Raw genomic sequence first — 11,997 nt, 5'->3', positions numbered from 1 at the left:
CTCTGGCAAAATCGTTACACAACAAAAAAACGTTTTTATGGCCCAAAAAGTGTTACCTAGACTCCTAATCAACGGACTTTTCATTCATTTTGTTTGGGGTTTGTCAACGGCATTGGCGCAGCAAAAGTACCATAATTTAGTGCTCGAAGGGGGTGGTATTCGCGGGGTGGCGTATTGTGGGGCGCTTCAAGAACTAGAACAAAGGGGAATGTTGCACAGTATTCGTCGCATTGGCGGAACGTCGGCAGGTGCCATTCAGGCGTCGTTGCTGTCGGTAGGTTATTCGGCGGCTGAGTTGACGGACTTGGTCTCCGAGATGAAAGTAGAGTCGTTTAACGACGGTCAATACATTTTTGTGGGAGGGGCTCAGCGATTGGTGGAGCGTTTTGGCTGGTACCGAGGGGATGCGTTTCGACGGTGGATTGGCGAAAAAATCGACATCAGAACGGGAAATTCGGGGTTGACTTTTGGGGAACTTCACGAACTTGCCCAACGCGACAGCTGCCTTAAAGACTTGTATGTGACGGTCACCAACCTCACGCAACAAAAACCGATGGTGCTTTCGTACGAAAATTTCCCCAACCTCGCGATTGCTGACGCGGTACGGGCGTCCATGTCGATTCCTTTGTATTACTGCGCGGTGTTTATGGATAGTACGGGGCGTTTTTATTCGCGCCCTCCGCGCACAGTTCCCGCCGACGTGCTGGTAGATGGCGGGTTATTGCTCAATTACCCGATTGGTTTGTTTGACCAGAACCGCTTCTTGAGCCAACCGCAGCCCCAATTGTCGCCCGATGCCTACGTTTTTAACCACGAAACCCTCGGTTTACGCCTCGAAAGTGCCGAGCAAATCAAGGCCGATGCCCAAAACTTTGGGTTAGCGCCTTACCCCATTCGCAGTTTCAAAACCTACATGGGGGCGTTTTATAACCTCGTTTCGGAAGCCGCCAATCGCGCCAGTTTTCGCCCCGAAGATTTAAAACGAACGATTTCGATTGACTTTCAAAACATTGGCGTTAAAGTCCGAAAGCTTTCTTTGTTGGAGAAAAACACCTTGATTGAAAGTGGGAAAAAAGGTGTTTGTGATTTTTGTAAACCTACCACCACGACCTCAGAGAATTGACATCAACTCGTTCAAATGCTGTACATCATAGGTAGGGGTTTGCTCAAATTTTAGGTTTTTGGGGTTGTAAAAAGCAGCATCGATGCCAAAGCGGAGCGCTCCCATAATGTCAGCTTCCCAGTTGTCGCCAATCATCAAACTTTCATCAGGGTGGGCGTTGGCGGAGCGCAGTGCAAACTCAAAAATCTGGGCATCAGGCTTTTTAGCCCCTGCTTTTTCATTGGTAATGACGTGCTCAAAATACTGCTGAATGCCCGAACTGGCCATTTTAGAGGCTTGAATCGAATCAAAACCGTTGGTGACGATGTGGAGTTGGTAGTTTTTGTTGGCACAATAATCCAGTAATTCCACGGCGCCGTCGAGCAAGTGGGCTTTTTGGGGTAAAAGCCGCAAGTATTCTTCTCCCATGTCTTTTCCAACGGCGAGGTTATCGACGTTGAGCGCCTCAAAAACCAATCGAAAACGATTTTCTCGGATATAGCCGTGAGCAATTTTACCACGGTCGAAATCAGCCCAAAGCTGCGTATTGATTTCAATAAAGGTTTTGACAAAATCGCCAAGCGATAAAATACCGTGGTTATGCAGTTCAAACGTATGGTAAATTTCAGAAAGAGACTCGGCCGAATTGCGCTCAAAATCCCATAAAGTGTGGTCGAGGTCGAAAAAAAGGTGTTTGTAAGTAGGCATTTTGGACAGCTGTATTGCTATTTTTTCCAAAACTACGAAAATCGACGTTACTTTGTTTTATGAACACTTCACTCATTCTTTCCGACATTTACATTTATCCCGTCAAATCATTGGGCGCAATTCGGGTTTCACAGGCCGAAGTCGAAGAGCGGGGCTTACGCTTTGACCGCCGTTGGGTGGTGATTGATGACGCCAATCGCTTTGTGACCCAGCGTCAACATCCGACCATGGCGCTAATTGAGGTAACCTTGACCGACTATGGCTTGGAACTTCGACATCGCACGCGCGATTTGGGCGTGTTGACCGTACCTACACTTCCTGAAACCTTCGATTTAGTACCCGTGACCGTTTGGGACGATACCATCGAAGCCGTAGTAGTCAACGATGCCTGTAACCGTTGGCTGACGGAGGCGTTGGGTTTTTCGGTGCGTTTAATGTATTTACCTGATACTTCGCCGCGTTTGGCTGATCCAGATTACGCCCCTTTCGACGTCAACGTAAGCTTCGCCGATGGCTTTCCTTTTTTGTTGATTGGCCAATCTTCGTTAGATGATTTAAACACTCGACTGCCCGACGCAGTTTCTATGGTACGCTTTCGCCCCAACTTTGTTTTTGAAGGAGGCGAGCCTTACGAGGAAGACCAATGGTACGAGTTCACGATAGGAGGAGTCCGCTTTTACGGCGTAAAACCTTGTGCCCGCTGTATTCTGACCACGGTTGACCCAGAAAAAGGGGAAATTTCGGGCAAAGAACCTCTGCGTACGCTGTCCAGCTACCGAAAAAGAAACAATAAGATTTTCTTTGGCCAAAACGTCGTTACGCAAGAATCGGGTCGAATTAAGGTGGGAGATGAGGTCGTGGTGGTGAGTCGGAAGGTGCGTTATACAATGAGTGAAGGAATTTAACCAACGGACGGGACGTCCGTACCACAAATGAAAACAGCAGCGGTCATTGGCGCAGGAATTGCGGGCATTGCCACAAGTATTCGACTGGCCAATAAGGGGTATAAAGTGCACGTTTTTGAGGCCAATACCTATCCAGGAGGTAAACTTTCGAGTTTTGAGTTAAACGGTTATCGTTTCGACGCGGGGCCGTCGTTGTTTACCATGCCGCAGTTGGTGGATGAACTGTTTCGTTTGTCGGGGAAAGACCCCAAAGCCTATTTTGATTATATTCGACTTGAAGAAGTGTGTCGGTATTTTTGGGATGACGGGGTTCGACTAACAGCCCATGCCGACCAGCAAAAGTTTGCACAAGCGCTCGAACAAACGCTTGGAGTACCCGCGCAAGACGTGTTGGAACACCTAGACGACAGCGCCCTAAAATACGACGTCACCGAGAAGCTGTTTTTACACCGTTCGTTGCATAAATGGGGGACGTATTTTAACCGAGATGCGCTCAAAGGTTACGCGAATTTGCACCGTTTGGACGCTTTTACTACCATGAACCGCGCCAACGAACGGCGATTTTCTAATCCACGGGTGGTACAATTGTTCAACCGTTATGCTACCTACAACGGCTCTAATCCCTACGAAACTCCCGCGACGATGAACATTATTCCGCATCTGGAGTACAATATTGGGGCATTTTTTCCAAAAAAAGGAATGGTGGACATCACCGATAGTTTGGTGAAATTAGCGCAGGACTTGGGTGTGACGTTTCATTTTGGTACGAAAGTAACAACCATTATAACGGAAGCAAATCAGGTAAAAGGTTTACAGCTAGGTAATAACGAAAAAGTAGAAGAGCGAACCTTCGATGTCGTCGTCTCTAATATGGACGTAGTGAATACCTTTCGGAAATTACTCCCCAACGCCCGTCAACCTGAACGTATCTTGCGCCAACCCAAATCAAGTTCGGCGCTGATTTTTTATTGGGGGGTAAAAAAACAGTTTAACGAACTGGAGCTTCATAACATCTTCTTTTCCAACGATTATCGTACTGAGTTTGAGCATTTGTTTCAAAAGAAGACCATCTACTCCGACCCGACCGTTTACATCAACATTACCTCCAAATATAAACCTGACGACGCACCATCAGGGGGCGAAAATTGGTTTGTGATGGTCAATGCGCCCAACAATGAAGGGCAAGATTGGGACGCCTTGATTGCGCAAACAAGAAAAGCAATTATCCAGAAATTGAGCCATAATTTAGGAGTTGACTTGGCCGAATTGATTGAATGTGAGGCGATTTTAGACCCACGCACCATCGAATCTAAGACTTCAAGTTCGCAAGGGGCACTGTATGGTAATAGCTCCAACAATCGCTTTGCAGCTTTTCTTCGTCACGCTAATTTTTCCCGTCAGTTCAAAAACCTTTACTTTGTAGGAGGAAGCGTACACCCTGGGGGCGGAATTCCGCTGGCGATTTTGTCGGCTAAAATTGCGACCGCCGAGCTTTGAAAAAGTTCAGCTAAAGGGTATTTTAGGCGCGATTTTTGCAATAAATCCTTGAATCTGATACCCTTTTGAAAAAATAAGTTGGACAGGAAGAAACGTGTGTTTGGGCAGACTACCTTGTGGGCCGTGATGGGGGTTTTGGTAGTGGGAGCAAGTTTTGCGCAACAGGTGCCTCATTATTCGCAGTATTTACAAAATCATTTTCTCATCAACCCTGCCGTAGCTGGAATCGAAAGCTATGCCGATGCCCGAGTGGGCTATCGACAGCAGTGGGGCGGGCTCGAAGATGCCCCTCGTACGTTTTATTTGACTGCTCACCTGCCTTTGGGCCATCCTGATTTTAGCGTAGAACCCGCCTCTACTCCTCGTTTTCGTTTTGGGCGGGAGAGGTATTCGTCGCAGCCCGATGCACACGGAGGGGCAGGGTTGACGGTCGTGCGAGACCAAACTGGGCCGTGGACACGGTTTTCGATGGGCGCAACGGGGGCGTATCATTATCCAATCAATGAAGAGTGGCAAGTAAGCGCAGGGCTGACGGCAGGACTAAGTCAGCATACGCTTGATTTTGACCAAATCCGTTTGGCAAATCCACAAGACCCTTTGGTGTCATCGGGAAAACTATCCGTCATTCGTCCCGACCTAAACGCGGGTATTTGGGTGTATTCGACTGATTTCTTTGGTGGATTTTCGGTAAACCAACTTTGGCCTTCAACGCTCTCGTTTAAAAACACTAGCAGCAATTGGCAGGGTAAGGTCGTGCCACACTTTTTTCTGACGGCGGGGTATCGGTTGCCATTGGTAGAAGACTGGGATTTTACTCCTTCTATTTTGTTAAAAAAAGTATCAAACGCGCCGCTATCTTGGGATTTGAATCTAAAAATAAGCTATTCTTCCGACTTGTGGTTTGGTGCATCCTACCGCCAATTAGAGTCTTTTACAGCCTTTTTTGGCGCAAAAGTAGCGCAGCAACTGAGGGTTAATTACACCTACGAATACCCCATTTCCTCGCTGCAAGTGGCTACGCGCGGTTCGCACGAAATTACGCTAGGAGTCACGCTTGGCCCACGGAGTCATTATACTTCTTCGCGTTTGTTTTGGTAATAGAATCACTCTTTTCGGTAAAAATCTTGGAGTCGCTTCCGCAGCCGCGATGCCAGTGACTTACTCATGTCTCGGAAAAAATCAGTATCCGAGGGCGGAAAAAGGTTTTTGGAGGTAGTCAGTACTTTGCCGTTTAAGGCTCGGGTGTCTCCGCTAAACTCATGCCATTCTTCGGCCCAATCTGCCCAATCGTTGATATAATCAGAATGAAGCGGGCGCTCGGTATCTAAATCAATAATTCTAAACTCTAACCGACAACTCGCCGACAACTCCCGACGGTGCGTAGTGAGACTGCCTTTCACTTTTTCCATCACGTCCACCTCGGTGGTATCATTGATTTTTTTTGTGCCTACTTTGTACGTTTCGTTACTTTCAACGGTCGTGCAGCTCGACGACAAAGTTTCGCTTTGGGAGCTGTATTTGGTAAAACTAAGTTGAATCAAATGGTGAGGTGGAATGCTGTCGTAACGAGCAAGGGCTGGAGGGTAAAAGCGAACCAATTCGTGCGGTTGGCGAGTATCAAACAGAGCATCCGCTAGTTTCTCCTCCAAATACTGGTAGTCATTCTTGGAAAGTGAATGCACGTCTTTAAAAGGCTCAATCACCACCCGAAGCGTAGCATATTCTTTGGCCAACGGCAGCAATTTATCCACGTCTTTGTACGACGACCGCAGTTGTTTTACTTTTTTAAAATGCTCAAAAGCTTCTTTGCACGCTTGGCGGTTGCCTTGGTATTTCAACGCAAGAACACCTGCCTCGTAGCGTTCGGCGGCGGCGAGGTCGAGTACCTGTTCTATGCTTTCGGTGTAGGGGCGAGGCAGGGGCTGAATCAATGAACGACAAGCCGCGCACTTTGAAAACTGTTGAAAATTTTGTTGTAAACGCTGGTATTGGTACAAGACGTCCTCCCATTTAAAGGGTTGATTGTTCCTGATTTGCAGTTGTATGTTTTCTTGATGAATCCGTTCCTGCGTTTGGTAGGCAGCGATGAAGACCTTCGCTGCTTTGGTATGCGAAGGCCGTTTGGTCAAGCGGTACGACGATTGCTTAATGGCAAGGTCGAGCCTTCCTTTTTTGAAGGCAGTTTCGCCCGTAGCGCATCGGACAAAAAGCGAAGCAATTACTAGCAAAAGTAAAGAGGGGGCTTTCATAACTATTCATGGCTTATTAGTTCAAAAATAGCGAAATTTTTGGAGGTCTGTCAACCATTCATCCCAAAAGGTTGTTTGTGAAAGAAGTTGACACTCAAAAAACTTTTTTGTTTTGTATGAAAGCCGCTATTCTTCCAGAAATCAAACAAACCGTTACGGTACAAGAAGTTGAAAAACCAAGCGCGGGCAAGGGTGAAGTGCTGGTGCAAATCAAAGCCGCCGCCCTCAATCATCGCGATGTTTTTATTCAACAAGGTCTTTATCCTGGGATTAAACTTCCCGCCACTTTAGGCTCCGACGGTGCAGGTACGGTGGTAGAAGTAGGAGAAGGCGTTTCAGAAGAATGGCTAGGCAAAGACGTTATTATTAACCCATCGCACAATTGGGGTGAAAATCCTGCTTTTTACAGTAAAAGCTTTAAAATTTTGGGAATGCCCGACAACGGAACATTCGCCGAATACCTCAAAGTAGAAGCCAAATACCTTGCGACAAAACCCACCCATTTGTCGTACGAAGCCGCAGCGGCCGTGCCATTGGCTGGCTTGACGGGCTGGCGGGCACTCATGTCGCGCGCAAGTATGAAAGCGGGTGACCGTGTGCTGGTAACAGGTATCGGCGGGGGAGTGGCGTTGTTTGTGCTTCAGTTTGCAGTAGCGGCGGGAGCAGAAGTATGGGTAACGTCGGGTTCGGACGAAAAAATTGCCAAGGCAATTGCGCTGGGAGCTAAAGGCGGTGTGAATTACAAAGATGCTAACTGGGCCAAAAACCTAATTGCCGCCACGGGGGGCGACCGTAGTGGGTATTTCAACGTCATCATCGACAGTGCAGGCGGGGCAAGTTTTACGAAATTGATAGATGTTGCCACGGCAGGAGCAAGTATTTGTTTTTTTGGCGGAACTACGGGGAATATTACCGACATCGTGCCTGGGAAGGTATTTTTCAAACAACTTAATATATATGGGTCAACGATGGGGACGGAGGCAGAATTTGCCGATATGATTTACTTCTTGGGGGAGCACCAAATTGAGCCTATTGTGGATCAAGTTTTTGCCTTAGAAGAGATTGAAACCGCTTTACAACACATGGATAGTGGTGCCCAATTTGGGAAGATTGTCCTGAAAGTTGGATGATTGCCCTGAAAGCCAGTAACTTTGCAGAAAATAAGACAGTTTGGCTCATCGCAATGGCCAAACTGTCGTCTTTATAACATGATAGAAACAACAACCATAAAAAAGCAAGATATTCGTAAACTGTCGGTGGCACAGTTGAAAGACTGGTTAGCGGCCCACGGAGAACAAGGTTTTCGTGCCAAACAAATTGCCGAATGGCTGTGGAAAAAATCCGCTACGTCGTTTGAACAAATGAGTAATCTCTCGCTCAAAACAAGGGAGTTATTGGATACCCATTTTGAAATAAAGTCGATTGCAACGGCCAAATCCCAAAAAAGCTCGGACGGAACCATCAAGTCGGCCTTCCGACTGCACGATAGCCATCTAATTGAAGGGGTCTTGATTCCTGCCGACGATCGCATGACGGCCTGTGTGTCGAGCCAAGTAGGGTGTTCGTTGACCTGTAAGTTTTGTGCGACGGGCTACATGGATCGTAAACGTAACCTCGACGCGGCGGAAATGTACGACCAAGTGGTGGCCATCGACCGCCAAGCCAAGGAAAACTACGGAATTCCTTTGTCGAACATTGTGTATATGGGAATGGGTGAACCCCTGCTCAACTATGCCAACGTGCTTGAATCAGTGGAAAAAATCACCTCACCCGATGGACTGGGAATGTCGCCCAAGCGAATTACGGTTTCTACGGCGGGTATCGCCAAAATGATTACCAAATTAGGCGACGATGGCGTAAAATTTAACTTGGCATTGTCGCTCCATGCGGCCAACGACGAAAAGCGCAACAAAATCATGCCTATCAATGAGTCGAATTCGTTGAAAAACTTGGCGGAGGCGTTGCAGCATTTTTACCGTAAAACCCAGAACCGCATCACGTTTGAATACATCGTGTTTTACAATTTCAACGATACCATTCAGGACGCCAGGGAATTGTGGGAGTTTACCAAAAAAGTGCCTTCAAAAGTAAACATCATCGAATACAACCCCATTGCCGAAGCCGATTTCAAAAACACGGGTGTCGATAAGCTGACTCAGTTTGCCAAATTTTTGGAAGACAAAGGCGTCGTGGTTAACGTTCGCCGCAGCCGAGGTAAAGACATTGATGCGGCCTGTGGGCAGTTAGCCAACCGTGAAAAATCGGAACAAGAATGAGTGCCTATGTCTTGGGAGGACTCTTGATAATTGCAGGGGTAGTGCATCTCATCAATCCGAAATTGTATAAACCAATGATGCCTCCATGGATACCTGCTCACCAACTGTGGATTTTTTTATCGGGAGTGGCAGAAATACTTTTAGGAATAGGCTTGTTGGTGAATTTTACAAGAAACTCGGCGGCATGGGGATGTATCTTGCTGTTTATTGCCATTTTTCCTGCGAATATCTATATGTTGACTTCAGGTAAATTTCATAAAATTCCTCAATGGATACTTGTTTTACGATTGCCCTTACAAGGAGTTCTTATTTGGTGGGCGTACCAGTTTACGTAGCTGTTAAATAAAAAAGGCGCTGAATTTTATTTCCAGCGCCTTTTTTATTTAACAAATCCTGACCTACACCTTCAAAAAGACTTTCTTCTTATAAAGGAAGTACAAAACGAGCCATTCGACTACTACGAATCCAATGCTGTAAAATACCTTTTGGAAGGGTTCAGAGAAATACTTGACGATTCCTACAAACATGCGCTCCGAGGTATAATGAAAATCGAAGAAGCTATCGCTCATATATATAAGGATGGAGTTCATACCAATAACGGCCAGTACCCACGCCCAACGGTTCCAGTTTTGAACGTCAATAATCCAGTAAAAAATGGACAATAAAACGAGGCTCCAGCCACCTACAAACAACACAAATGAGCTCGTCCAAAGGTTTTTATTGATGGGAAAAACGTAATCCCAAAGTTTTCCTAGCACTAAAAAAACGATGCCTACCACAAAAAGGTAAAGCGTTTTTTGTTGGCGGCTCGTAGAGCGTTCATCGGCGTGGAGTAAATTTCCCGCAAAAATACCCAATAGTCCCGTAGCAATGGCAGGGAAGGTAGAAAACAAACCTTCGGGGTCGTGGATGCCCTTGTGCAAATGCCCTGGAATAATCAGGTGGTCAAGATAACTCACGGGGTTGCACTCCATCGTCATGTGGCCTGCTCCGCAACCTGGCACTGGCACAAGCATCACAAAGGCCCAATAACCCAGCAATAGCGAAACAAACCAGATGTATTGCGCTTTTGTGCTGAAATAAAGGTAAATAATTTGGGCAAACATCCCTGCCAAACCAATCCGAGCCAAAACACTTGGGAAACGCATCTCTGACAAGGGTTTGATTTCAAGTCCGTTGTTGTAAATAATACCTAACAAGACAAGTGTGAGTCCGCGTTGGATGATTTTGCGAAGCAATTGCGAGCGGTCTGCACCTTGCTCCATGCGGCGGCCGAGCGAAAAAGGCGTAGAAACGCCTGCCAAAAACAAAAACAAAGGAAAAATAAGGTCATACGCTCGAAAGCCGTTCCATTCGGGGTGAGAGAGTTGTTCGGCCATTAAGATGGCTCCCGCCCAGCCAGTAGCTTCAGCCAGCGCATGGAAAATGTTTTCGCCCCCCGCAATCCAGAACATATCAAAGCCTCGCAAGGCATCGAGCGACAGTAACCGTTTGGGGCGAGAATCGGTAGAAGGTGAATTCATAGGGGTAGTTAGATAATTCGGGTTTTAGAAAGGTACGCCCGCAAAGGTCGAATGTACTATTTACTTATCCTTCAAATTTGGCCGTGACGTGTGAGCCGTCGCAATATGGTTTGTTGCCCGATTGGCCACAACGGCAAAAGGCTGTTACCTGTGATTTTTTGGTTTCGTTGCCTGCTGCGTCTTTGACCTTTAAATTGCCATAAACCAACAAAGGCCCTTTAGGAAGAATTTCGATGATGGTTTCGGTTTCGACTTCTACGGGTTCTTGCTCTTCTACTTGGGTATTCATAAAATACGATAAAGCCCCCGAAGGACATTTCTGAATTTGTTCCACAATCGCAATGGTGCTTCCGCCTTCGGTCGTTACCCAAGGGCGTTTGCGTGGGTCGAAAACATTAGGAAGCCCGCGAAAACAAATGGCAGAGTGAACACAGAGGTGCGGTTGCCACACAACGGTTACTTCGCCGTTGGTGTAATGTTTGGTAATTTGCTTTTCCATGTGATAAGGTAAGATTGTAAAGGGGAACAAAAACAACGAAATCTAACGAAAATCTGCTACGCACGCTACCAGAAAGCATAAAAAAACCTGACAACATTTTCTGCTGTCAGGTGCTATAAATGCGAGCGTGTTACGCCGTGATTCCTTCTTTCATGCGTTCGGCATTGTCGGCAATCCGAAGTTGCTCAATAAAATCACCAATTTCACCTTCCATAAAGGCAGGTAAGTTGTAAATGGTGTAACCAATGCGGTGGTCTGTCACGCGGCTTTGGGGGTAGTTATAGGTACGAATTTTATCCGAACGGTCACCACTTCCCACCAACGACTTACGCTGCGACGAAACGGCTTCGTTTTGCTTCTTCAATTCCATTTCGTACAGTTTTGAACGAAGCATATTCATGGCGCGCTCGCGGTTACCGTGTTGGCTACGTTCTACCTGACATACTACCACGATACCCGTTGGTTTGTGGGTAAGTTGTACTTTGGTTTCTACCTTGTTGACGTTTTGTCCACCCGCACCTCCCGAACGCGAAGTGATGATTTCGATGTCGGCAGGGTTGATTTCTACTTCTTCAACGTCTTCTACTTCTGGCAATACCGCTACCGTTGCTGCCGAAGTGTGTACCCGTCCTTGCGATTCGGTCACAGGAACGCGCTGTACGCGGTGAGCACCTGATTCAAATTTGAGCTTACCGTACACGTCTTCGCCGATGATACTGGCAATGATTTCTTTATAGCCGCCCGTACTTCCTTCGGTAAAGTCCATGATTTCGACTTTCCAGCCCATACGGTCGCAAAAACGCTGATACATGCGGAACAAGTCTCCCGCAAAAATCGCTGCTTCATCGCCGCCCGTTCCACCACGAACTTCAAGAATGACATTGTGGCTATCGTTAGGGTCTTTGGGAATCAACATATCTTTGAGCGTTGCTTCAAGTTCTTCGGCTTGCGGTTGAAGCTCCGTCAATTCCGCTTTAGCCATATCGCGCATATCTTCGTCGCTTTCATTGGCAACGAGGTCTTTAGCGCCTTCGATGTCGCTCAGTACTTTTTTGTACGCTTGGTACTTCTGTACGATTTTGTCTAAGTCTTTGTATTCTTTGCTCAATTTTGAAAAGCGTTTTTGGTCAGAAACGACCTCAGGCTGCACAATTTGTTGCGAGACCTCTTCGAAACGCTCTTTTATAGCTTCTAACTGTTCTAACATTGGTATTTTGTGTTTCTTTGATGACTACATA

The 11,997-nt window shown here is 46.7% G+C and carries 12 protein-coding genes; 7 read left to right on the top strand and 5 right to left on the bottom strand.

Annotation, left to right across the window (positions count from 1 at the left end; translation table 11 throughout):
• Positions 1 to 37: 37 nt before the first annotated feature.
• Complete coding sequence (locus tag DTQ70_RS22350) at positions 38 to 1,123, top strand: patatin-like phospholipase family protein (protein WP_122932861.1); 1,086 nt, start codon at positions 38 to 40, stop codon at positions 1,121 to 1,123.
• Here DTQ70_RS22350 and DTQ70_RS22345 read toward each other — a convergent pair.
• A complete protein-coding gene (locus DTQ70_RS22345) occupies positions 1,112 to 1,810 on the bottom strand; it encodes a YjjG family noncanonical pyrimidine nucleotidase (RefSeq protein WP_122932860.1) in 699 nt (232 codons plus the stop codon). The genes DTQ70_RS22350 and DTQ70_RS22345 overlap by 12 nt on opposite strands.
• Positions 1,811 to 1,869: 59 nt before the next feature.
• Between DTQ70_RS22345 and DTQ70_RS22340 the strand changes: the two genes are divergently transcribed.
• The 3 genes from DTQ70_RS22340 (at position 1,870) to DTQ70_RS22330 (ending at position 5,310) form a co-directional block, all read left to right on the top strand.
• On the top strand, positions 1,870 to 2,715 hold the full coding sequence (locus DTQ70_RS22340) for an MOSC domain-containing protein (RefSeq protein WP_122932859.1): 846 nt from the start codon (positions 1,870 to 1,872) through the stop codon (positions 2,713 to 2,715).
• Between the two features lie 27 nt (positions 2,716 to 2,742).
• The gene (gene crtD / locus DTQ70_RS22335) at positions 2,743 to 4,212 is read left to right on the top strand and encodes a 1-hydroxycarotenoid 3,4-desaturase CrtD (protein ID WP_122932858.1); all 1,470 of its coding nucleotides are present in this window, start codon (positions 2,743 to 2,745) and stop codon (positions 4,210 to 4,212) included.
• Between the two features lie 78 nt (positions 4,213 to 4,290).
• Positions 4,291 to 5,310, top strand: coding sequence for a type IX secretion system membrane protein PorP/SprF (locus tag DTQ70_RS22330; RefSeq protein WP_164490159.1), 1,020 nt, complete (start codon positions 4,291 to 4,293; stop codon positions 5,308 to 5,310).
• Between the two features lie 5 nt (positions 5,311 to 5,315).
• Here the strand turns inward: DTQ70_RS22330 and DTQ70_RS22325 are convergent, their stop codons facing one another.
• Positions 5,316 to 6,461 (bottom strand): hypothetical protein, encoded by a 1,146-nt coding sequence (locus tag DTQ70_RS22325; protein WP_122932856.1) that lies wholly within the window; start codon positions 6,459 to 6,461, stop codon positions 5,316 to 5,318.
• Positions 6,462 to 6,577: 116 nt separating this feature from the next.
• On the opposite strand from DTQ70_RS22325, the gene DTQ70_RS22320 reads away from it, so the two are divergent.
• From DTQ70_RS22320 to DTQ70_RS22310, 3 genes are all read left to right on the top strand, one after another.
• On the top strand, positions 6,578 to 7,591 hold the full coding sequence (locus tag DTQ70_RS22320; RefSeq protein WP_122934515.1) for a zinc-binding dehydrogenase: 1,014 nt from the start codon (positions 6,578 to 6,580) through the stop codon (positions 7,589 to 7,591).
• A 78-nt stretch (positions 7,592 to 7,669) separates the two neighbouring features.
• Positions 7,670 to 8,737, top strand: a complete 1,068-nt coding sequence (rlmN, locus tag DTQ70_RS22315; protein ID WP_122932855.1) for a 23S rRNA (adenine(2503)-C(2))-methyltransferase RlmN — start codon at positions 7,670 to 7,672, stop codon at positions 8,735 to 8,737.
• On the top strand, positions 8,734 to 9,072 hold the full coding sequence (locus DTQ70_RS22310) for a DoxX family protein (RefSeq protein WP_122932854.1): 339 nt from the start codon (positions 8,734 to 8,736) through the stop codon (positions 9,070 to 9,072). Before rlmN ends, DTQ70_RS22310 begins: the two co-directional genes overlap by 4 nt.
• Positions 9,073 to 9,135: 63 nt before the next feature.
• Here the strand turns inward: DTQ70_RS22310 and DTQ70_RS22305 are convergent, their stop codons facing one another.
• The 3 genes from DTQ70_RS22305 to prfA all read right to left on the bottom strand — a co-directional run bounded on the left by DTQ70_RS22305 (position 9,136) and on the right by prfA (position 11,966).
• On the bottom strand, positions 9,136 to 10,260 hold the full coding sequence (locus tag DTQ70_RS22305) for an acyltransferase family protein (RefSeq protein WP_122932853.1): 1,125 nt from the start codon (positions 10,258 to 10,260) through the stop codon (positions 9,136 to 9,138).
• A 64-nt stretch (positions 10,261 to 10,324) separates the two neighbouring features.
• On the bottom strand, positions 10,325 to 10,759 hold the full coding sequence (locus tag DTQ70_RS22300; RefSeq protein WP_122932852.1) for a (4Fe-4S)-binding protein: 435 nt from the start codon (positions 10,757 to 10,759) through the stop codon (positions 10,325 to 10,327).
• Positions 10,760 to 10,889: 130 nt separating this feature from the next.
• A complete protein-coding gene (gene prfA / locus DTQ70_RS22295) occupies positions 10,890 to 11,966 on the bottom strand; it encodes a peptide chain release factor 1 (protein WP_122932851.1) in 1,077 nt (358 codons plus the stop codon).
• Positions 11,967 to 11,997: the final 31 nt, after the last annotated feature.

It is taken from the genome of Runella sp. SP2 (assembly GCF_003711225.1).
Classification (GTDB): domain Bacteria; phylum Bacteroidota; class Bacteroidia; order Cytophagales; family Spirosomataceae; genus Runella.
Note: the sequence above shows the minus strand (reverse complement) of the source record. Positions and strands in the feature narration are given on the sequence as shown.